The sequence below is a fragment of the Pseudomonas sp. MM227 genome (assembly GCF_947090715.1).
Taxonomy (GTDB): domain Bacteria; phylum Pseudomonadota; class Gammaproteobacteria; order Pseudomonadales; family Pseudomonadaceae; genus Aquipseudomonas; species Aquipseudomonas baltica.
Genome location: NZ_OX352319.1, coordinates 4,186,681 through 4,209,094 on the forward strand (window position 1 = coordinate 4,186,681; position 22,414 = coordinate 4,209,094).

The window sequence follows — 22,414 nt, forward strand, 5'->3', positions numbered from 1 at the left end:
ACTATAGAGGGATTGATAGTTTTTCCACTTCAATTTAATCAATCCATTGCACTCAGACTGCCGCTCGCCTGACGCCAGAAACAGCAAGTTCGACTGCACTTTCGACAAGTCGCGTCAAACTTTCCGTTCAACTGCAGGGTGCTGAACAAAAGACTCTGCGTGATTTGAAAAAGCGTGACTGGCAACATTGCTTTGAGCACGGCGCCGATCAATGGCCTAATCAACGCTCGCCCACTCGCTGATGGAGCCTGTTTTGTCCGACCGCCACTCGTTTGCCCTGGATGCCCTAGACCGCCAACTGATCGCCGCCCTGCAGATCAATGCCCGCGAAAGCGTGGCGATGCTCGCTCGCGGCCTCGGCATCGCACGTACCACGGTCACCGCACGGCTGGCGCGGCTGGAAAGCTCCGGGGTCATCAGCGGCTACGGGGTAAGGCTGGGCCAGCACGCACTGGATGGCGGCTTGCAGGCTTACGTCGGCATCACCGTGCAGCCGCGTTCCGGCAAGGACGTGGTACGGCGCCTGAGTGGCATGGCGCAGGTGCAGCAACTGTGCGCCGTCAGTGGCGAGTTCGATTACGTGGCCTGGCTGCGCACCGATTCGCCGGAACAACTGGATGAGTTGCTGGACCAGATCGGCGGCGTCGACGGGGTGGAGAAAACCACGACCTCGATTATCCTCAGCAACAAGGTGGACCGCCGGGGTTGAGCGCAAGCAGGCACAATGCAGCAACGACGCATCCAATCGACCGATAAAACGTCATATCGACGACACTTTGCGTCTTATTTACCGCAGCGCCCTTGCCTAGAATGAACGTGCCCTTTCTTCGTTCAGCCTCAGCCAAGGTCCCCCCATGAGCCCAACTTCGCGTCACCCCGCCGACGGCAAGAAGCCCGTCACCGTTTTCGGCCCGGACTTTCCTTTCGCTTTCGACGACTGGATCGAGCATCCGGCCGGGCTGGGGGTGATTCCCGAGCAACACCATGGGGCCGAAGTGGCCATCATCGGCGCCGGTATCGCCGGGCTGGTGGCGGCCTACGAGCTGATGAAGCTGGGCCTGCGGCCGGTGGTCTATGAAGCCTCGAAAATGGGCGGGCGCCTGCGCTCGCAGAAGTTCGAGGGCACCGAGGAAATCGTTGCCGAGCTGGGCGGGATGCGCTTTCCGGTTTCGTCCACGGCGTTCTACCACTACGTCGACAAGCTCGGGTTGAAAACCAAGCCCTTTCCCAACCCGCTGACGCCGGCTTCGGGCAGTACCGTGATCGATCTGGAGGGCGAGACCTACTACGCCCAGAGTCTGGCCGACCTGCCGGCGCTGTTTCAGGAAGTCGCCGACGCCTGGGCCGATGCGCTGGAGGAAGGCGCACGCTTCGGTGATATCCAGCAGGCGATACGTGATCGCGACGTGCCGCGCCTCAAGGAGCTGTGGAACACCCTGGTGCCGCTGTGGGACGACCGCACGTTCTATGATTTCGTGGCCACATCCAAGGCCTTTGCGCAGTTGTCATTCCACCACCGCGAGGTGTTTGGCCAGGTCGGTTTCGGCACCGGCGGCTGGGATTCGGACTTCCCCAATTCGATGCTGGAAATCTTCCGTGTGGTGATGACCAATTGTGACGATCACCAGCATCTGGTGATCGGCGGCGTGGAGCAGGTGCCGCTGGGCTTGTGGAAGCATGCGCCCGAACGCTGTGCTCACTGGCCGGCTGGCACCAGCCTGGCTTCACTGCACCGCGGCGCGCCGCGCGGCGGGGTGAAGAAGATCGCCCGCGCCGCCGATGGTCGCTTTGCGGTGACCGATCACTGGGACGACACCCGCCGCTACGCCGCCGTGCTGACCACCTGCCAGAGCTGGCTGCTGACCACCCAGATCGAATGCGAGGAAACGCTGTTTTCGCAGAAGATGTGGATGGCGCTGGACCGTACCCGCTACATGCAGTCTTCGAAGACCTTCGTCATGGTCGACCGGCCCTTCTGGAAGGACAAAGACCCGGACACCGGCCGCGACCTGATGAGCATGACCCTCACCGACCGGCTGACCCGCGGCACCTACCTGTTCGACCATGGCGACGACAAGCCGGGGGTGATCTGCCTGTCATATGCGTGGATGAGCGATGCCTTGAAGATGCTGCCCCACCCCGTGGAGAAGCGCGTCAAGCTGGCCCTGGATGCCTTGAAGAAGATCTATCCGAAAGTGGATATCGCCGCGCGCATCATCGGCGATCCGATCACCGTGTCGTGGGAAGCGGACCCTTACTTCCTCGGCGCGTTCAAGGGCGCGCTGCCGGGTCACTATCGTTACAACCAGCGTATGTATGCGCACTTTATGCAAAGCGCGCTGCCAGATGCACAACGCGGTATCTTCATCGCCGGTGACGACGTGTCGTGGACGCCTGCCTGGGTCGAAGGCGCGGTTCAGACGTCACTGAATGCGGTGTGGGGCATCATGACCCACTTCGATGGCTACACTCACCCGGAGAACCCTGGGCCGGGGGATGTTTTCGACGAACTGGGGCCCATTGCCCTGTCGGATTGACCGTGTCCCTGATCGCCACACTTGATCACCAGACTTGATCACAACAGGAGCCCGCATGCGCATAGCCTTGTACCAATGCCAGTCCCAACCGCTCGACGTCGAGGGCAACCTTGCCCGTTTGCAGGCGCGTGCCCGTGAGGCCGCTCAGTGGGAAGTCGAACTGCTGGTACTGCCGGAAATGTTCCTGAGTGGCTACAACATCGGCGCCGAGGCGGCGCGCGACCTGGCGCAGGCCAGTGACGGCGCCAACGCCGAGCGGGTCGCGCAGATCGCCCGGCAATTCGGCCTGGCCATTGTGTACGGCTACCCGGAACGGGATGAACAGGGCAACGTGTACAACGCGGTGCAGTTGATTGACCGCACCGGTGCGCGCCTGGGCAACTACCGCAAGACGCACCTGTTCGGCGACGCCGATCGCGCCATGTTCAGCGCAGGCGAACAGGCGCCCGCGCTGTTCGAGTTCAATGGCTGGAAGCTGGGCCTGTTGATCTGCTACGACCTGGAATTCCCGGAGAACGCTCGCCGGCTGGCTGCTGCCGGGGCCGAACTGATTCTGGTGCCCACGGCCAACATGGTGCCCTACGGGTTCATTGCCGAGGTGACTGTGCGCAGTCGGGCTTTCGAGAATCAGTGCTACGTGGCGTATGCCAACTACTGCGGCAAGGAAGTGGAGTTCGAGTACTGCGGTTTGAGCAGCATTGCCGGGGCGGATGGGCAGCAGATTGCCAAAGCCAGCCGTGACGAAGCGTTGATCGTGGGTACCTTGGACAAAGCCACGCTGGTATCGGCGCGCACTGCCTTCACCTATTTGAACGACAGGCGGCCGGAGCTTTACTGAAGCAGCCTGTGGGAGCGGTCGTTGGCCGCGAAAGGCATGCCGGGGTACATCCGATACACCGCGGCGTTTTTTTCGCGGCCACTGGCCGCTCCTACGGAGATCTGGTGGTCTGTGTAGGAGAAATGGCGCTTGGCCAGTGATGTCAATAAACCATCATAGGGGTGTTCCTATCTCCATGGTGGTTTTTTTTGACGACGTTAAATAGTCGGCTTCTGTAGGGATTTCGAGGTTCGGCCACGCTTGCGGAACGGCTGAGCCCAGACGCTGTGCGGGTTTGCGAGCCGTGCAGCGGATTGGCGGGAGGAAAACGTCAGAAACCCACAATTAAGCAGCAATATGCCAGCGCCAGAAATAAATTCTGATATAAATCATATACTTAGGGTATTTCAACGCGGCCATCCTAGCCAGTGCACTATTTTTGACGAAAGCGATTGACAGTCCCCCTGCCAAAGCCGATATATCACCCATCTGCCGCCAACACAGCAGTTGCAGTGGTGCCAAAGAGCGCCACGCACATTCGACCCACTACCCCGTATTGCCTTGCAGTCGCTGACTTTGAATACCGGTCCGCGCTGTGTGTTCTGGCGTGTGCAGTCAGCCAGGCTCATTGCAGTACGCGGTCGTTGCGTGCAAACGAAGTTGGAAGTCGCAAGTTCAAGGGATCGTCGAGTACGAACCGGGCGGTAGCTTTGCCCAAACATATAGAACGTTAGTTATGGCGTTCAATCAATCGCGTGTCCAAGGAGGGTTCTTCCTCATGCCACATTTGTTCAACCTGGATGAAAGCACGTCGCGCCGCCTGGCGGCCGATATGAACGAACAGGGCTATGCCGTACTGGAAAACGCTTTGGCGCCCTACGTGCTGGAAGAACTTCGTGCCTATGTGGATGACCAGGCTGCGCGCCATAACAACCAATATTTCGCGTATCATGGCAATGCGCCACTCGTGGGCAGCCGATTGGCTGCCACGGCGGTGTCGAGCGAATTCCGCCAGCACCTGGCGCGCCTGCACGAGCAGGGCCAGGGCCATGCCGCCCCCAGCGACCAGGTGTTCCCGGTGCTGCGTTGCGTGCAGGGCCACAGTGGCCTGAAAGAATCCAACGCGTTTCACTTCGATGCCACTCTGCTGACCATGTTGGTGCCTATCTTCATTCCAGACCAAGGCAAGGACCGCGGCGATCTGGTGCTGTTTCCCAACCTGCGCCGTGTGCGTGGCAGCGTGCTGTTCAACGCCGTCGAAAAGGTCGTGTATCAGAACCCGCTGTGCCGCCGCCTGATGGGCTGGTGCATCGAGCGTGGCTGGCTCAAGCCGCTATTGCTGCGCATGAAGCCTGGCAATGTGTATTTCTTCTGGGGCTATCGCTCGCTGCATGCCAACCAGCCATGCGATCCGGCGCACCGTCGTGCCACCGCGCTGTTCCACTACGGTGACCCGCATGCCGGCAGTCTGACCACGCGGATGATCCTGCGGCTCAACCAGCACCGCGCTCGCCGCGCAGTCGCTCGCAGCAAAAGTCAGGCGTCCTGAGCGGACAACACCGTGTTGGACACTTCGGGGAATGGCGAGCAGCCAGGGAGCAGCAAATGATCAACGTAACCAAGTCCTATCTGGGCGACATCGACAAGTTCAAGGCCTATGTGGACCGTATCTACGAGTCCCACTGGCTGACCAACCACGGTCCGCTGTGCTGCGAGCTGGAGGAGCGCCTCAAGGATTACCTGGGCGTGCGCCATCTGATCCTGACCAACAACGGCACCCTGGCACTGCAAGTCGCCTACCGCGCCCTGGGCCTGTCCGGCAGCGCCGTGACCACGCCGTTCAGCTTCGTAGCTACCAGCAGCTCGCTGCACTGGGAAGGCATTCGCCCGGTATTCGCCGACATCGACCCGCACACCTGGAACATCGACCCCGAGCAGATTCCAGCCAGCCTGCAGCCCGACACCAGTGCCATCGTTGCCACCCATGTGTTCGGCAACCCTTGCGCGGTGGAACGCATCGAAGCGATTGCCCGCCAGTACCGCCTCAAGGTGGTGTACGACGGCGCGCACGCTTTCGCCGTGAAACAGGCCGGCCAATCGGTATTCAACTGGGGCGATGCCAGCACCCTGAGCTTTCATGCAACCAAGCTGTTCCATACCATCGAGGGTGGCGCAATCGTCACCAACGACGACGATGTGGCCGCCCGTGTGCGCAAGCTGTGCAACTTCGGCATCACCGACGTCGACAAGATCGAAGGCCTGGGCACCAACGCCAAGCTCAACGAGTTCTGCGCCGCCATGGGCCTGAGCGTGCTCGACGACATCGACAACATCCTCGAGCGCCGCGCCGAGATGGGTCATTACTACACCCAGCGCCTGGGTGGCTACCTGGACCTGCAACGTCAGGCCGACGACAGCCAGATCAACTACAGCTACTTTCCGGTGGCGTTGCAGAACGAAGCCCAGGTGCTGGCCATGCGCACCGCGCTGCAGGCTGGCGGTATCAACCCGCGACGTTATTTTTACCCCTCGCTCGATACCCTGGACTATCTGCAACCGCAAGCGGTCCAGTACCAGTCGCGCAGCTTGAGCGACCGTGTGCTGTGCCTGCCCATCTACCCCGGGCTGGCACGCGCCACTCAGGATCAGGTCATCGATACCCTGCTGCGCGGCCACGAGCTGCATTATCCACAACCCGTTGCATGGGCCGCCGCCGTATGAACCGCCGTAACCAAAGCCTGAAAGCGTGCAACCAGGGCAATCGTCGATGAAGAAGCTTTCGGTCATCCACAACACCGCCCTCAGCTACCTGGGCCAGGCCTATGCGCTGGTGATCGGCATCTTGATCATGCCGTTCTACCTCAGCCATCTGGGCGCCGAGGCATACGGCCTGATCGGCTTCTACGCGGTGATGCAGGCGTGGCTGCTGCTGCTCGACGCCGGCGTCTCGCCGTCGCTGGTACGCCAGATCGCGCATCATCAGGGCAGCAGCGACAGCGCCGCAGCCAAGCGCATCGGCGGCTGGTTGATGCGTTCCTTCGAGCTGGTGTTCCTGCCCATGGCAGTGGTGTGTGCGCTGGCCGTCTACCTGGCCAGCGACTGGATGGCCACGCACTGGCTGCAGGCCCAGGCCCTGGACCCGCGAACCATCGTCAACTGCGTGATCCTGATGGGCGTTATGGTGGGCCTGCGCCTGTTCGCCACCCTGTACAAGAGCGGCCTGCAAGGCCTGGAGATGCACGCCTGGTTGAACAACGCCAACGTGGTGATCGCCACCCTGCGCTACTTCGGCGGCCTGGTGCTGGTGACCTGGGTGTCGCAGGATGCGCAGGTGTTCTTCGAATTCCAACTGTTCGTGGCGCTGGTGGAGACGTTGATCTTCGCCGCCAAGGCCTACCGCCATCTGCCCGCACCGACCCCCTTGAGCGGGTTCAACTGGGCGCTGGTGAAACCGATCCTGCCGTTCGCTGCCAGTGTGTCGCTGACCGCGGTGGTGTGGATCGTTCTGACCCAGCTGGACAAGGTGCTGTTGTCCAAGGTACTGCCGCTGGCCGAATACGGGTATTTCTCGCTGGTCGCGTTGCTGACCACCGGCATCATGATGATGATCAACCCGCTGGTGCAGACCCTGCTGCCACGCATGACGGTGCAGGTCGCCGAAGGCCGCGAAGGCGACATGCATGCCCTGTACCTGGGTGCCAGCCGCTTCGTCAGCACCTTTCTGTTTCCCCTGGCGGCGATCATCGCGTTCTATGCCGAACCCTTGCTGTTCGCCTGGAGCGGCGACACGCAGGCTGCACAGTGGGGCGCACCGATCCTGTTCTGGTACGCACTGGGCAGCGCCATCCTGGCGGTCAGCGCGTTCCAGTACCACCTGCAATACGCCTACGGCGAAATGCGCCTGCACATCTGGTACAGCGTGATTTCGGCCGCGATCAGCGTGCCGGCGATGATCATCGCGGTGTACGGCTGGGGCGCCCTGGGCGCGGCCGTGACCTGGTTCCTGTTGCGCCTGGTGTCGTTCGCACTGTGGCCGCAAGTGGTGCATCGGCGCCTGGCCCCTGGCCTGCACCGGCCATGGCTGCACGACATTCTGCGCATCAGCCTGAGCACCGTGCTCGGCGTGCTGCTGACCCATCCGCTGTTCACGGCAATTGCCGGCGGGTCCAACAACCGCCTGGTGATCTTCGCCGCCCTGGCTTTGTGCGGCGTGTTGACGCTGACCCTGGTGGCAGCGACCTACAAACCACTGGCCCAGCGGGTTTTCCTGAAGTTGAGCAGAGCGAGCGTCGAACGATGAACCGGACCGAACAACAGATCATGCACACCTGGCCCGAGGGCCAGGAACCGCTGCTGTCGATCACGTGCCCGGCCTACAACCAGGTCGAGTACATCGAGCAGACCTTGAACAGTTTCCTGGCGCAACGCACCACGTTCGCCTTCGAGATTCTGATCAACGACGACGCTTCCACCGATGGCACCACGCAGGTGATCGGCCGCTACGCCGAGCAGTACCCGAACATCATCAAGCCGGTGTTCCACGAGCACAACCAGTACCAACTGGGCCGCTGGTGTTTCCCGGCCCTGTTCAACCGGGCGCTGGGCAAGTACATCGCCTACTGCGAGGGCGACGACTACTGGATCGACCCGCTCAAGCTGCAGAAGCAGGTGAATTTCCTCGAGGCCAACCGCGACTACGTGCTGACCTACCACGATGCCATGGCCTTCGACAGCGAGGGCGACAAGGGTATCCAGCTGACCGGCAAGTACCAGGCCGATGCCACCGCCATGGACCTGCTCAAGACCCGGCCGATCTCGACGCTCACCACCTGCTTTCGCAACGTGCTGCACGAGCTGCCCCGGGAGCTGGAACAGGCACCCGTGCTGGACCTGTGCTGGTGGTCGATGCTCGGTGCCCACGGCAAGGGCAAGTACCTGGCCGACATCGCACCGGCGCGCTACCGCCTGCACCCTGGTGGGATCTTTTCCCAGCGCCCGAACCAGAGCAAATTGCAGATGACCCTGCACACCTATGCGTGCCTCGCCAACTACTACTTCCGTCAGGGCGACCGGGTGCTCTACGAGCACTTTCTGGTCCAGGTGTCGGGCATGTGCATCGCCGCTATCAGACCGGTGCAGAAGCTCAAGGCCGTACTGCACGTGTCGGGCAACGTCAGCCGCAACCTGCTGCGACGCCTGACGCCCGCCGCGGCGAGGGGCTGAAGACGACATGATCAACAAGGTTCTGGTGATCTGCATCGGCAACATCTGCCGCAGCCCCATGGCAGTGGCGCTGTTGCGCAAGCACGCGCCGCACCTGCAGGTCGAGTCGGCCGGATTGGCCGCATGCGTGGGCAACGACATGGACAGTCTCACCGCGCAGGTATTGGCCGATAACCAGGTGCCACAGCCGGCGCACGCTGCCACCCAGCTTACCGACGAGCTGGTGCGCTGGGCCGATCTGATCCTGGTCATGGACCAGCGCCAGTTGCGCAGCATCACCAGCAAGGCCCCGCACACGCGAGGCAAGACGTTCCTGATCGGCAAGTGGCGCGACGACTTCGAAATCGACGATCCCTATCGCCGCCCCATTGCCGCCTTTCAACGGACCTACACCGAATTGACTCGGTGTATCGAAGGCTGGTTGCCCTACCTGAGATCTGAGGATCGACAAAGATGACCGCGATGAACCGTACAAACCTGGAGTATTACAAGGACACCCAGATCGATCTCGCGACGATTCTACGGACCTTGTTCGATCACAAGAAACTGATTGTCGTGGTGGTGGCTCTGTTCACCCTGCTCGGTGGTTTCTACGCCGTGATCGCCACGCCGGTGTACCAGGCCAACGCCATGATCCAGATCGAGCCGAAGAAGGTCGGTCTGGATGCCACCCCGCAGCTCAATACCAAGCCGGCCTCGGTATCGGAAGCGGTGACCGAGATCGAACTGATCAAGTCGCGCACCGTGCTCGGCCAGGTGGTCAGCGACCTCAAGCTGGACGTGGTGGCCACGCCGCGCTACTTCCCGGCGATCGGCCGCTACATGGCCCGCGAATTCACTCCCACCGGCAGCCAGAAACTGGCCGCCCCGCTGTTCGGTCTGGATGCGTTCGCCTGGGGCGGCGAGAAGATCGACGTGTTCAACCTGGACGTGCCGGCCAACCTGCTGGGCGAGCGCATGACGTTGGTCGCCGGGCCCAATGCGACTTATCGACTGGTGGACGCCGGTGGCGCACCGCTGCTCAGCGGTCGTGTCGGCGAGATCAGCCAGGGCAACGGCATCACCCTGCAATTGGCTGAACTGACCGCCCGCCCCGGCACTGAATTCCGCCTGGTGAAGAATCGCCTGCTCAACACCTCGCTGGACTACCAGCAGCGTCTGCGCGTGGCCGAATCGGGCAAGGACTCGGGCATCGTCTACCTGAGCATCAACGACACCGACCCGGTACAGGCCAACCGCGTGCTGGATGAAGTGAGCCGCCTGTACGTACGCCAGAACGTGGAACGCAGTTCGGCCGAAGCGGCCCAGCGCCTGGACTTCCTGCGCTCGCAATTGCCGGTGGTGCGCAAGGAACTGGAAAAATCCGAAGAAGCCCTGCACGCCTTCCAGATGCGCACCAAGTCGGTGGACATCACCCTGGAGACCAAGGCACTGCTCGACCAGATGGTGGCCTACGATGCGCAACTGTCCGAGCTGCGCCTCAAGCGCACCGACCTTGATCGCCTGTACACCCGTCAGCACCCTGCCTCGGCCGCACTGAGCCAGCAGATCAGCCAGATCGAGTCGCAGAAGACCTCCCTGCAGGCACAGATCAAGGGCTTGCCCGAGACCCAGCAGGAGCTGCTGCGCCTGACCCGTGACATGCAGGTCACCACCCAGACCTACACCCTGGTACTGAACAAGAGCCAGGAGCAGGACATCATCCGCGCCGGCAACATCGGTAACGTACGGATCATCGACAAGGCCGACAGCAACATCGAAGAGCCGGTCAAGCCCATGCGCGCCGTCATCGTGCTGGTGGCGATGCTGCTGGGTGCCCTGGTCGCCGTGGCGATCATCTTCATCCGCCAGGCGTTCTACCGCGGCGTGGAAAACCCGGAAGTGATCGAGAACCTGGGCATGCCGGTGTACGCCTCGCTGCCGCTGTCGCGCCAGCAGGAACGCCTGCAGAAAAAACGCGACAAGGGCGTGACCAATCGCGAATCGCGTCTGCTCAGCGTGGCCGCCCCCAGCGAGCTGGCCATCGAGTCGCTGCGCAGCCTGCGCACCAGCCTGCACTTCGCGATGATGGAAGCGCGCAACAACGTGCTGATGATCACCAGCCCCATGCCGGGCGTGGGCAAGTCGTTCGTCAGCGCCAACCTGGCGGTGATCATTGCCCAGGCCGGCAAGCGCGTATTGCTGATCGACGGCGACATGCGCAAGGGCTACCTGCACCGCGTGTTCGGCCTGCAACCCAAGCACGGCCTGTCCGATGCCCTGGCTGCACGCCTGGGCAACACCGAGGTGATCAACGCCACCGAAGTGGACAACCTGCACCTGATCGCCTGCGGTTTCGCCGCGCCGAACCCTTCCGAACTGTTGATGCATGACAACTTCAGCAAGCTGCTGCGCGAGCTGTCGCCGCACTACGACCTGGTGATCATCGACACCCCGCCGGTGATCGCCGTGACCGATGCCAGCCTGATCGGCCGCCAGGCCGGGACCACCTTGCTGGTGGCCCGCTTTGGCCAGAGTTCGGTCAAGGAAATCGAGGTCAGCAAACGGCGCCTCGCGCAGAACGGCGTGCTGGTCAAGGGCGCGATATTCAACGGCGTGATCCGCAAGGCGTCCACCGCCGAGTACGACTGCGCCGCCTACGGCTACGACTATTCGCCGAGCAAGAAGTAATCGCCTAGCAAGGCAGGAGTCTCCCGATGTCCAGAACCGTAGCAATGATGCAGCCTTACTGGTTTCCCTATTTCGGCTATTTCCAGCTGATCGCCGGCGCCGATGCCTTTGTGCTCGGCGACAGCCTGCAGTACGTACACCCCGGTTGGGTCAACCGCAACCGACTGCTCAGCTCGGGCGCTGCAACGCTGTTCACCCTGCCGTTGAAGAAGGACCATTCGGACCTGGCGATCAATCAGCGCGAGCTCAGTGACAACGCTCCGCAGGTGCTGGACAAGCTGCTCAAGAGCATCGCCATGAGCTACTCCCGCGCGCCTTACCGCGACGAGGTGCTGGCGTTGCTCAAGCCGCTGCTGACCTACCCGGAACGCAACCTGGCGCTGTACCTGGAGTACTCGCTGCGCAAGGTCTGCGAGTACCTGCAGATCGACACGCCGATCCACGTCATGTCCACCCTGCCGGTGGATCAGCGCCAGGTGCAGGACAAGCAGGACCGTGTGGTCAAGCTGGCGCGGCACTTCGATGCGCAGCGCTACCTCAACCCCATCGGCGGCACGGCCCTGTACGACGAGGAATACTTCGCTCGTCACGATCTGGAACTGCGTTTCCACCGCATGGACGAGCTTTGCTACACGCAGTTCAAGGACCCGTTCGTGGCCAACCTGTCGATCATCGACGTGCTGATGTTCAACCCGGTATCACGGATCCGCCAGTGGCTGCCCTGCTACAGCACGCTCAAGCCGAGCGCTGCGCAGGACACCGTCAAAGTGGTCACCAGCCCTTCCGCCCACGCCATCGAGATGCGCTCATGAACGACTTCGACAGCAACGCCAACTGGTACTTGATCCAGACCAAGCCGCGGCAGGAAGCCCGTGCCGAAGAACATCTGCTGCGTCAGCAATACGACTGCTTTCGCCCGTTGCGCGCGGCCCCGGTGCTGACCCGCAGCCGCCGTGTGGCCGACGAGGACTTGTTCCCCGGCTACCTGTTCATTCGCCTGGACTGCAACGACAACTGGTACCCGATCCGCTCGACCCGTGGGGTGTGCCGCATCGTTGCCTTCGGCGGCATGCCGTGCCCGGTGCCGGACAGCCTGATCGCCAGCATCCGCCAGCGCGCGCAGGCCGGTTCGGCGAACGCGGTGCGTTTCACCGAAGGCGAAGCGGTGCGTGTGCGCAACGGCGACAGTGACGTACAGGCCATTTTCCTCTGCGAGGACGGCGATGAACGCGCCGTGATCCTGCTCAACATGCTGCAGCGCGAACAGCGCATCAGCCTGCCCCGCAGCAGCCTGCAGCGGCTTGCCGCGCACGCCTGCTGAGCGGCGCACAGACATACGATGCTTTAGGAGAGCTGTTCGATGAATGCCAAGACCACGCTGGTGACACTGACGTACGGCGATCGCTTGTGTTACCTGGAAGCGCTGATCGAGCGTTCGCTGGCCTCTGCACACATCGAACGGGTGGTGGTGGTGAGCAACGCGTCGCGCGCCGACCTGAACTCGCTGCGCACGCAGTGGCCAACCCAGATCACCGTGATCGAGTTGCCCAGCAACACCGGTTCGGCCAATGGCTACAAGGTGGGTATCGAAGCGGCGCTGCAACTGGGCGCCGAATACCTCTGGCTGATGGACGACGACAATGCCCCCACCCTGGGCGCGGTCGAGACCCTGCACCAGCGGCTGCACGAGTGCGAGCGCCTCGTCGGCGTGGACAAGGCGGCCGTGATCGGCTTCCGCCCCAACCACCAGGCCGACATCGCCTCCGGCGTGCCGCATCGCTACGCGATCCAGTTGCGCTCCAGCTGCTTCGGTTTCCATGTCGCGCAACTGCCCTACAAGCTCTGGCGCCGTACGCCCTGGGGCAAGCCCGCCGGGCGCAAGGCAACCAGCAAGCCGCTGGTGCAATTGCCATTCACCACCTACGGCGGCCTGCTGGCACACCGCAGCGTGTTCCAGAAGATCGGCCTGCCGCTCGAAGACCTGCTGCTGTATGCCGACGACACCGAGTACACCTGGCGCATCACTGCCAGTGGTGGGCAGATCTTTCTGGTGACCGAAGCGCTGCTCGACGACCTGGAAGAATCGTGGAACGCCAAGGCGCGTACCAACAACATCTTCGAGAGTTTCCTGCTCGGCAACTCGGACCTGCGCGCCTACTACACCGCGCGCAACCAGGCCTGGTTCGACAAGCACGTGTGGGCCGGCTCGACCCTGTTGTATCGACTCAATCGCTCGGTGTTTCTGCTGTTGCTGCGCTATTTCGCAAAAAGGAGCGGTTCGGACCGACGCCTGGGCTTGCTTCAGCAAGCCATGCGTGACGGGGAATCGGGTCGTCTGGGCATTCACGAATCCTACCCACTATGAAGATACTGTTCCTGAGCAGCCTGTACTCGCCGCACATCGGCGGCGGTGCTGAAATCGTCCTGCAGCGCACGGTCGAGGGCATGCACCAGCGTGGCCACGAAGTGTGCGTGCTGAGCACCGGTCCCGACGCGGGCCTCAAGCATGAATACGTGAAAGGCGTGAAGGTCTATCGCGCCGGGCTGCTCAACACCTACTGGCACTTCAGCGAACAGCGCCCCGGCGCGCTGGCCCGGCTGGGCTGGCATCTGCGCGACAAGTACAACATGGGCATGCGCACCTACCTGCGCGACGTGCTGGCGGCCGAAAAAGTCGACCTGGTGGTGTGCCACAACCTCAGTGGCTGGTCGGTGTCGGCGTGGGATGAGATCTCCGCATCCGGCGTGCCGCTGGTGCAGGTGCTGCACGACATGTACCTGATGTGCCCGAGCAGCAACATGTTCAAGAAGAACGCCGCCTGCAAGACGCCCTGCACCCTGTGCAAGCATTTCCGTCAGGGCCATGCCGAACGTTCGGCCCAGGTCGACGCGGTGGTTGGGGTCAGCCAGCACCTGCTGGGCAAGCTCACCGACGCACGCTTCTTCCGCAATGCTTCGCAACAGGTGATCTACAACGCCAGCCCGAAAATCGACCACGCGCCGTCGCGTTTCGCCCGCCTGGATCAGGCCGAGCCGCTGCGTTTCGGCTACCTGGGCACGCTGTCCGAACCCAAGGGCCTGCGCTGGTTGATCAATCAGTTCAAGCGGTTGCCCTTCAACGCCACCTTGCAGATCGCCGGGCGCGGGCAACTGGACTACGAGCAATTGCTCAAGCAAGAGGCCGGCGGCGAGAACATCCACTTCGTCGGCTACCAGTCGCCGGAAACCTTCTATCGGCAGATCGACGTGGCCATCGTGCCGTCGATCTGGAACGAGCCGTTCGGCCTGGTGGCGGTAGAAGCCTGCGCCCACTCGGTGCCGGTGATCGCCAGTGCCCGCGGCGGCTTGCCGGAGATCATCCAGGACGGCGTCAACGGCCTGCTGTGCAACCCCGACGAGCCGCAGACCCTGGGCCTGGCGATGCTGCAGTTGTACCGCGATCCCGAACTGCGCGAACGCCTGGCCGCCCAGGCACGTGACAGCGTCGAGCATCTGCTCGACCAGGAACGGATGCTCGACAGTTACCAACAGCTGTTCCTCGATGTTCTGCAAAGAAGAAATGTCCATCATGAAATCAGCCCTGTCACTCAGTCACTTTGAGGCGCCGGCAGCGCGACTTGCGGTGAACAAGTCGACGCTGGTGGTCTGGACCGCGATCGGCCTACTGCTGGCCGAAACGTTTTCCGGCGCCTTGCGCTATTACTTCGACCAGGCCGGCATCTCGGCCCTGCTGTACTTGCCCAAAGTGCTGTGTGTGGTGCTGTTCGCGTTGGAACTGACCAGCTTCAAGGCGCACCGCCTGTTTTGGATAATGCTGCTGGGGCTGGTGCTGTCGGCCGGCCTTGGCCTGCTGCACGGCGCAGCGTTGGCCAACCCGCTGTTCAGCATCTTCGTGTACATCCCGCTGCTGTTCGGCCTGGTCTGCGGCGAGCATCTGGAGCAGCGCCGCGTGTTGCTGGGCTGGGCGGTCGGCCTGTGCCTGGCAGCGACCATCACCGGCGTGTACGTGGACAGCATGTTCTCGGTGCCGTGGAAGGGCTACAGCTACAACCTGGGCGACCAGGAGCTGACCGGCAACATGACCTGGGCAGCGGACGGCGTCGACCGGCCTGCCGGCTTCGCCCGGATGTCGACCACTGCGGCAACGCTGACCGCGATCTTCACCCTGTACCTGAGCGCTTTCATGCGTTCCAAGGTGTTGATGCTGGGCCTGCTGGCGCTGGCCTTCGCGACCATTCTGGTGACCACCAACAAGTCGACCGCCGCGGCGTTCCTGGTGACCCTGCTGGTGATGCCGCTGTACAACCAGCGCCTGCTCTGCCGCGTGTTGTTCGCGGTGCTGGTCGGTGTCGGCGCCGCGCTGCCGCTGATCGGTTTGTGGACACCGCTGGACCCGAGCCTGGCCGCCAGTGGCGCCGAAGGCAGCCTGGTATCGCTGTACGACCGCATGATCAACACCTGGCCGCGCCTGGCCGATGAAGTGCTGCGCCGCGACTGGAACTGGACCGGCGGCGGCTTCGGCATGGTCGGCAGTGCGGTGAACATGTTCCCGGTGGACAACGTCAAGTACCCGGCCGTCGCCGACAGCCTGTTCATGTACCTGTGGGCCTGTTTCGGCCTCATGGGCCCGGTGCTGTATGCGCTGCTGCTGCCGCTGCTGATGACGCTGCGCAGCAAGAACAGCTGGATGGGCCGCGGGCTGCTGAGCATTTCCCTGTGCGTGGTGGTGGTGGGCTGGACGACCGATGTGCTCGAAGTGCCGGTCTGCGGACTTTTCCTGGGCATGGCCGTGGCCCATGCCATGCGCCGCAAGGCCATGCCCAGCCATTGGCTGATTGCCGAACGACGTCGCAGCAACCGTGATGATTACCCCGATGGCCTCCAACTGACATGAACCTCTCTATGCCCAGATTGCTGCAACGTTTGGTTTGGATACTGCTGGGGCTGTTCACCCACGGGCATGCCAAGGCCGCCGACAATTTCATCGTGGGTGTGGGTACCCACCTGCTCCACTCGACCGGGCCGGTGGCCCGGCCGACCTTGCTCATGAAGGAAGCCGGCATCGTATCGGCACGCGATGACCTGTTCTGGTCCACTGTGGAGCTGGAGCCCAAGCGCTTGAATTTCCCACTGGGCTGGCAGCGTTATCTGCAGGCCCTGCGCGACCGCCAGATCGGCAACATGCTGATCCTGGGCTACGGCAATCAATGGTATGAGCGCGACGCCAAGCCACGCAGCCCGTTCGTGCGCGATGCCTTCGCCAACTACGTGAACTTCGTCAGCCGACGTTTGCGCGGCCAGGTGGACTTCTACGAGATCTGGAACGAATGGGACCTGGAAGACCCGACCAGTGACGCCTTCAGCCGCGACTATGCCGCGCTGATCAAGGAGACCAGCGAACTGTTGCGCAGCAACGATCCGAACGTGCGCCTGATAGCCGGTGCAGTCACTACCCAGGGCTTGCAGGAAGGTTTCGCCGACCGCCTGGTGCAGGCTGGGGTCATGGATGATCTGGATGGTTTGTCGCTGCATCCGTACGTGCACTGCCGCAAGGACCATGGCGGCAACACGCCGGAAAGCTGGATCAAATGGCTCAGCGACATCTCCACTCGGCTCGACGCCCTGGCCCGGCGCCCGGTGCCCTTGTACCTCACGGAAATGAGCTGGCCCAGCGCCGACGAACCGTGCGGGGTCAGTGAAACCACCCAGGCGGCGTACCTGGCACGCGGGTTCTTTCTGGCCCGCATCCATCCGGCCATCCAGGGCATGTGGTGGTACGACCTGTACAACGACGGGCGCGACCCCAAGGAGCGCGAGCACAACTTCGGCCTGCTGGACAACGACCTCAACCCCAAGCCTGCGTACACCACGCTCAAGGCCATTGCACCGTACCTGTCGCAATACAGCTACGACCCCAGGCACAGCGTGATCAGCGACTCCCTGTACCAGTTGCGCTTCGCCAAGGGCGACGAGCAGGTGCTGGTGATCTGGGCCGTGGGCCAGTCGCGGCAGGTCAGGATCGAGTCGAGTGCATTGCTTAAGGGCGGTGCGCGCCTGGTCGACACCCGCCAGGCCGGCGTGGGCATGCGCGAAAGCGAGAACCCGTGGGATTGCGGTGAGCACTACTGCACCACCGTGATAACCGCCTCCGAGTTTCCCAAGATCATCAGCCTGGGCAAGGCCAATTGGTTGTTCACGCAGTAGAAAACGATGCCCGCCGCAGCGGGCCTCAACCGCAGCGCATCGTGCGCCGCCATCGACCGCGCCTGTTGGACGCGGCACTACCTCTAGCAAGCGCGTGAGCCAAGGATGTTCCGATGATTGTCATCAATGCACGTTTTCTGACCCAGGAGCTACGCGGGGTGCAACGGTTCGCCGAGCAGACCTGCCTGGCGCTCAAGCGTCAACGTGACGACCTGGTGTTCGTCACCTCGCCGGGCGTGCGCATGCACGAAACCGCTCGGCTGCTGGATGCTCAGGTCGTGGGCACTCGTACCGGTCACCTGTGGGAACAACTCGACCTGCCGCGCTACCTGCGCAGCCAGGGCAATCCATTGCTGCTGTCGCTGTGCGCCACGGCGCCGCTGTTCTATGGCAACCAGATCGCCACGCACCACGACATCACCTACGTGCGTCACCCACAAAGCTACACCTGGCAGTTCCGCACGGCCTATCGCCTGATGACGCCCCTGCTGCTCAAGCGCTTGAAGACCTTGATCACGGTCAGCCAGTTTTCCAAACGCGAGATCGGCGAGTTCTACAACTTTGCGGCGCAGAAGATTCTCGTGGTGCCGAATGCCGTGGGTGAGGAATTTCAGCCCGGCGAACCGCTGCAAACCGGCGGCTCACGCTATCTGTTGGCGGTGTCCTCGCCCAGCGCGCACAAGAATTTCAGCCGCATGATCCAGGCGTTCCTGCAGCTCAAGGGTTTCGACCAGGTGGAGTTGCGCATCGTCGGCGGCGGCGGTGCAGTGTTCTCCGACCCCGATCTGGAAGCCTTGGCCAAGCGCGATGCTCGGGTGCGCTTTCTCGGGCGCTTGAGCGACGCCGAGTTGATCGAGCAGTACCAGGGCGCAGCGGCCTTCGTGTTTCCTTCGCTGTATGAAGGCTTCGGCATTCCGCCGCTCGAAGCGCAAGCGTGTGGCTGCCCGGTGCTGGCGGCCAATGCCGCCTCGATCCCCGAGGTGCTGCAGTCCAGTGCGTTGTACTTCGACCCGCTGGATGTCGAGCACATCAGCCGGGCCATGGCCCTGGCCTTGAACAGCCTGACCATTCGCCAGCATTTGCGCACCCTGGGTCTGCAGAACGTGGCGCGGTTCAGCTGGGATGCTTCGGCACGGCTGATCAGCGATCGCATCGACAGTGTCCAGGTACGGCGTCCACGCGGTGCCACCCTGAACCAGCCGTCCAGCGGCAAGGAGCACTCATGACTCGCCTGGGATATCTGGATGCCCTGCGCGGTATCGCCGCCTTGCTGGTGGTGGTCTGTCACCTGTGGCAGCCATTGCTGGGCCCCGGTGCGCTGCCGTACTTCTGGCTGGACATCGGCAAGCTGGGCGTCATCTGGTTCTTCCTGCTCAGCGGCGTGGTGATTCCGTTCAGCCTGCAACCGGGGCCGGGCGGCGCACGGCGCTTCATCGTCTCGCGGGTGCTGCGCCTGTACCCGGCCTACTGGCTGTCGCTGGCGCTGTACATCAGCATGCTGGCGCTGACCGGCGAAACCCTGCCGAGCTGGCAGCAGGTGGTCGCCAACCTGACCATGCTGCAGGCCGCCATGGGCGTCGAAGACGTGATGGGGCTGTACTGGACGCTGTTCATCGAGTGGCTGTTCTACGCCCTGTGCCTGGGCCTGATGCTGATCGGCCGACTGCGCAGCACCGGCTTTCGCGCCGCCTGCTCGCTGGCCCTGCTGGCCGCCGCAGTGGGCATGGGCCTGATGCGCATGCTGCTCGAACGCAAGCTGCCGGTGGCGTTGCCGTTGGGGCTGTCGCTGATGCTGTTCGGTTCGATCTGGCGCGACTGCCTGCTCGGCCAGGCCGATGCCCAGGTGCGCCGCTGCGTGAAGGGCCTGCTGCTGGCCTATGCCGTGGCCCTGCCGCCGACTTTCTTCGCCGCCTACGGCTTCGATGCCGGCAATGGCGAGTACTGGTTCCGCTACTGCTTCACCTATCTGTTGGCCATCAGCAGCTTCATGTTGCTGACCCAGCGCATCCGCCTGCATCAACCGTTGTTGCTGTGGCTGGGCACCATCAGTTACTCGCTGTACCTGCTGCATCCGAGCATGGAGCTGTTGTGCCGTTACCTGCTGGGCGTTCCCGGTCGTTCGTTGTCGGTGACCTTGCTTGCCACCGCGCTGTCGCTGTTGGCTGCGCACGTGAGCTATCGCTTCGTCGAACTGCCTTTCATCAAGTTGAGCAAACGACTCAACGCCCGTGCTCGTCCGAGCGCGCCCCTCATTCCCGAACTGCAGGTGCCCTATGAAAATAGCAATCGTCCATGATTGGCTCGTCACCTACGCCGGTGCCGAAAAGGTGCTGGCTTCGATGCTCAAGATCTGGCCCGACGCGGACCTGTTCTCGGTCATCGACTTTCTCAGTGACGAAGACCGCAAGCACCTGGGGGGCAAGCGCGCCACCACGACCTTCATCCAGCGCCTGCCCAAGGCCCGCACGCGCTACCAGAAATACCTGCCGCTGATGCCCATGGCGATCGAGCAACTGGACCTGTCCGGCTACGACCTGATCCTGTCGAGCAGCCACGCGGTGGCCAAGGGTGTGCTCACCGGGCCCAACCAGTTGCACATCAGCTACGTGCATTCGCCCATTCGCTACGCCTGGGACCTGCAGCACCAGTACCTGCGCGAAGCCAATCTGCTGGCCGGCCTTAAGAGCAAAGTGGCGCGGATGATCCTGCACTACATGCGCATGTGGGACCAACGCACCGCCGCCGGTGTCGACGAGTTCATCAGCAACTCGCAGTTCATTGGTCGACGCATCGACAAGGCCTATCGCCGCCCCTCGACGGTGATCTACCCACCGGTGGACACCACGGGCTTCAACCTGCAGACCGAGAAGCAGGACTTCTATCTCACCGCCCAGCGCATGGTGCCGTACAAGAAAGTGCCGATGATGGTGGAGGCGTTCAGCGCCATGCCCGACAAGCGCCTGATCGTCATCGGCGACGGCCCGGAAATGGAAAAGTGCCGCGCCGTGTGCGGCCCCAACGTCACGCTGATGGGCTATCAGTCGTTCGAGGTATTGCGCGAGCACATGCAGAACGCCCGAGGCTTCGTCTTTGCCGCCGAAGAGGATTTCGGCATCAGCCCGGTCGAGGCCCAGGCCTGCGGTACGCCGGTGATTGCCTTCGGCCGTGGCGGCACCCTTGAAACCGTACGCGGGCTCAACGACGACAACCCTACCGGTGTGTTCTATTACCAGCAGACAGTGGCTGCCTTGACGGCCGCCATCGAAACGTTCGAAAGCCAGGCGTCGCGCTTTGATGCCCGCACCTGCCGCGAGAATGCCCTGCAGTTCGCGGAAAAGCGTTTCGAACGGGAAATGCGCCAGTTCGTCGAGCAGCGCTGGAACGAAGCACGCCTGGGTGACGCCTTCGACTGCAACCCGGTATTGGGCCTGGCCGACACCGGCCTGCTGCTCGCCGCGGCCCAGAAGCTCTAGGCCGCGCAGGAACATGTTGTAACGCAACACCGCTGTTCTGAACCTCCCAAATACCGTGCGAGAAGTCTGATTCTCCAAGGAAGATTGCAATGAAACGAACTGTATTCGTAGTCGCGTTGTTCGCCGTGCTGCTGCAAGGATGTGTGTTTTCCCCAGGGCAACACATGACGCCCGAGGATGCCGCCGACGACATCGGCACAACCGGACCGGTAACGGTCCTGCCGATCAACGCGCAGACGGTCGCGCAGCATCAGAGCCTGTACCGGCCCGAACCGGTACCGGCAGCGCTGTATGGCTACACGCCGGGCGACTACCGCATCGGCGCCGGCGACGGTCTGCAGATCACAGTCTGGGACCACGTCGAGCTGAATTCGCCAACCAACCAGGAGCCACGCGCCCAGGGCACGCAGATCGTGCGCAACGACGGTACCGTGTACTACCCGTTCATCAACTCCATCCAGGCCGAGGGCAAGACGGTCAGCGAACTGCGCAATGACTTGCAGCGCGCCCTGTCGCGCTTCCTGACCGACACCCAGGTGGACGTCAACGTGCAGAACTACGCCAGCCAGCGCGTGGTGTTTTCCGGTTCGTTCAAGAACGCCGGCCCGCAGGTTCTGAACAACGTGCCGCTGTCGCTGATCGAAGCGGTCAGTCGCGCCGGTGGCGACGATGGCAGCGGCAACCTGGCCGGGCTGATCCTCAAGCGTGATGGGCACGAGTACCTGCTGGACATCGACACCCTGAACCGCAAGGACTCCAAGCTTAACGGCATCTACCTGAAGAACGGCGACCAGCTGCACCTGGGCAACAACCGGGCAAACAAGGTCTACGTGCTCGGCGAAGTCAATTCGCCCCAGGTGATGACCTACGGCACCAGCACCTTCACCCTGCTCGAAGCGCTGGGCAATGCCGGTGGCCTGTCCCAGGAAACCGCCAACGCCGAGGCCATCTACGTGATCCGTGGCGCCCAGGACCGCTCCAAGCAACCGGCCACGGTGTTCTACCTCAACGCCAAGAAGCCGACCGCCTTCCTGCTCGCCCGCCAGTTCGACCTGCAGGCCTCGGACGTGGTCTTCGTCGGTCCTTCGGACATCACCCGCTGGAACCGCTTCATCAGCCAGTTGCTGCCGTCGGCCACCGTGGTTGCTACCGGTAATGCACTGGGTCAGTGATCGGACCACAGAAGCGCCACTGAACGCTTTGGCAAGCGCTTGACTCCAAGTCTTGCCCAGGCGCTCAGTGCCCGCGTTTCGCGCCGATGGGCTTTCGCATCATCTGCCCACTTCAGGAATTCCCATGACTGACCCACGCAACGTTGCCCACGACAAGAAAGTCCAGCAGGAAAAGAAGAACAACGGCGAAGAGATCGCACCCAACGCCGAACACGCGCCACAGCCAGGCATGAAGCCGGCGCTCAAGCACGATGACGAGCAGCAGGACGAGCAGGACGACAAGGCCTGAACCAGGCGCCGACCTGAGCTGAAGACGGC

The 22,414-nt window shown here is 62.7% G+C and carries 20 protein-coding genes; all 20 read left to right on the forward strand.

Annotation, left to right across the window (positions count from 1 at the left end; all coding sequences use genetic code 11):
- The first annotated feature begins 241 nt into the window (after positions 1-241).
- The 20 genes from ONG87_RS19185 to ONG87_RS19280 all read left to right on the forward strand — a co-directional run bounded on the left by ONG87_RS19185 (position 242) and on the right by ONG87_RS19280 (position 22,385).
- Positions 242-709: an Lrp/AsnC family transcriptional regulator gene (locus ONG87_RS19185; protein WP_264381851.1), complete on the forward strand. Its 468-nt coding sequence runs from the start codon at positions 242-244 to the stop codon at positions 707-709.
- 145 nt (positions 710-854) lie between these two features.
- Positions 855-2,537 (forward strand): NAD(P)/FAD-dependent oxidoreductase, encoded by a 1,683-nt coding sequence (locus ONG87_RS19190; RefSeq protein ID WP_264381852.1) that lies wholly within the window; start codon positions 855-857, stop codon positions 2,535-2,537.
- Positions 2,538-2,592: 55 nt separating this feature from the next.
- Positions 2,593-3,375, forward strand: coding sequence for a carbon-nitrogen hydrolase family protein (locus tag ONG87_RS19195; RefSeq protein WP_264381853.1), 783 nt, complete (start codon positions 2,593-2,595; stop codon positions 3,373-3,375).
- Positions 3,376-4,132: 757 nt separating this feature from the next.
- Complete coding sequence (locus ONG87_RS19200) at positions 4,133-4,903, forward strand: hypothetical protein (protein ID WP_122477118.1); 771 nt, start codon at positions 4,133-4,135, stop codon at positions 4,901-4,903.
- A gap of 56 nt (positions 4,904-4,959) precedes the next feature.
- Entirely contained in the window at positions 4,960-6,075 is a 1,116-nt protein-coding gene (locus ONG87_RS19205) for a DegT/DnrJ/EryC1/StrS aminotransferase family protein (protein WP_192104488.1), read from the forward strand.
- A 46-nt stretch (positions 6,076-6,121) separates the two neighbouring features.
- Entirely contained in the window at positions 6,122-7,654 is a 1,533-nt protein-coding gene (locus tag ONG87_RS19210) for a lipopolysaccharide biosynthesis protein (protein WP_264381854.1), read from the forward strand.
- Positions 7,651-8,577 (forward strand): glycosyltransferase, encoded by a 927-nt coding sequence (locus tag ONG87_RS19215; RefSeq protein WP_264381855.1) that lies wholly within the window; start codon positions 7,651-7,653, stop codon positions 8,575-8,577. The genes ONG87_RS19210 and ONG87_RS19215 overlap by 4 nt, the downstream gene beginning before the upstream one ends.
- A gap of 7 nt (positions 8,578-8,584) precedes the next feature.
- On the forward strand, positions 8,585-9,034 hold the full coding sequence (locus tag ONG87_RS19220) for a low molecular weight protein-tyrosine-phosphatase (RefSeq protein WP_185795345.1): 450 nt from the start codon (positions 8,585-8,587) through the stop codon (positions 9,032-9,034).
- Positions 9,031-11,247, forward strand: coding sequence for a polysaccharide biosynthesis tyrosine autokinase (locus ONG87_RS19225; RefSeq protein ID WP_264381856.1), 2,217 nt, complete (start codon positions 9,031-9,033; stop codon positions 11,245-11,247). The genes ONG87_RS19220 and ONG87_RS19225 overlap by 4 nt, the downstream gene beginning before the upstream one ends.
- A gap of 26 nt (positions 11,248-11,273) precedes the next feature.
- Entirely contained in the window at positions 11,274-12,059 is a 786-nt protein-coding gene (locus ONG87_RS19230; RefSeq protein WP_185795347.1) for a WbqC family protein, read from the forward strand.
- Positions 12,056-12,568, forward strand: coding sequence for a transcription/translation regulatory transformer protein RfaH (gene rfaH / locus ONG87_RS19235; protein WP_264381857.1), 513 nt, complete (start codon positions 12,056-12,058; stop codon positions 12,566-12,568). Before ONG87_RS19230 ends, rfaH begins: the two co-directional genes overlap by 4 nt.
- 39 nt (positions 12,569-12,607) lie before the next feature.
- Positions 12,608-13,612, forward strand: coding sequence for a glycosyltransferase (locus ONG87_RS19240; protein WP_122477106.1), 1,005 nt, complete (start codon positions 12,608-12,610; stop codon positions 13,610-13,612).
- Positions 13,609-14,847 (forward strand): glycosyltransferase family 4 protein, encoded by a 1,239-nt coding sequence (locus ONG87_RS19245; RefSeq protein WP_264381858.1) that lies wholly within the window; start codon positions 13,609-13,611, stop codon positions 14,845-14,847. The genes ONG87_RS19240 and ONG87_RS19245 overlap by 4 nt, the downstream gene beginning before the upstream one ends.
- On the forward strand, positions 14,816-16,141 hold the full coding sequence (locus ONG87_RS19250; protein ID WP_264381859.1) for a hypothetical protein: 1,326 nt from the start codon (positions 14,816-14,818) through the stop codon (positions 16,139-16,141). The genes ONG87_RS19245 and ONG87_RS19250 overlap by 32 nt, the downstream gene beginning before the upstream one ends.
- Positions 16,142-16,149: 8 nt before the next feature.
- The gene (locus tag ONG87_RS19255; RefSeq protein WP_192176413.1) at positions 16,150-17,451 is read left to right on the forward strand and encodes a hypothetical protein; all 1,302 of its coding nucleotides are present in this window, start codon (positions 16,150-16,152) and stop codon (positions 17,449-17,451) included.
- Positions 17,452-17,564: 113 nt separating this feature from the next.
- Positions 17,565-18,677: a glycosyltransferase family 1 protein gene (locus ONG87_RS19260; RefSeq protein ID WP_264381860.1), complete on the forward strand. Its 1,113-nt coding sequence runs from the start codon at positions 17,565-17,567 to the stop codon at positions 18,675-18,677.
- On the forward strand, positions 18,674-19,747 hold the full coding sequence (locus tag ONG87_RS19265; protein ID WP_122477098.1) for an acyltransferase: 1,074 nt from the start codon (positions 18,674-18,676) through the stop codon (positions 19,745-19,747). Before ONG87_RS19260 ends, ONG87_RS19265 begins: the two co-directional genes overlap by 4 nt.
- Complete coding sequence (locus tag ONG87_RS19270) at positions 19,725-20,924, forward strand: glycosyltransferase family 4 protein (RefSeq protein WP_122714906.1); 1,200 nt, start codon at positions 19,725-19,727, stop codon at positions 20,922-20,924. The genes ONG87_RS19265 and ONG87_RS19270 overlap by 23 nt, the downstream gene beginning before the upstream one ends.
- Positions 20,925-21,013: 89 nt before the next feature.
- Positions 21,014-22,096, forward strand: coding sequence for a polysaccharide biosynthesis/export family protein (locus ONG87_RS19275; RefSeq protein WP_122477095.1), 1,083 nt, complete (start codon positions 21,014-21,016; stop codon positions 22,094-22,096).
- Between the two features lie 124 nt (positions 22,097-22,220).
- A complete protein-coding gene (locus tag ONG87_RS19280; RefSeq protein ID WP_122477093.1) occupies positions 22,221-22,385 on the forward strand; it encodes a hypothetical protein in 165 nt (54 codons plus the stop codon).
- Positions 22,386-22,414: the final 29 nt, after the last annotated feature.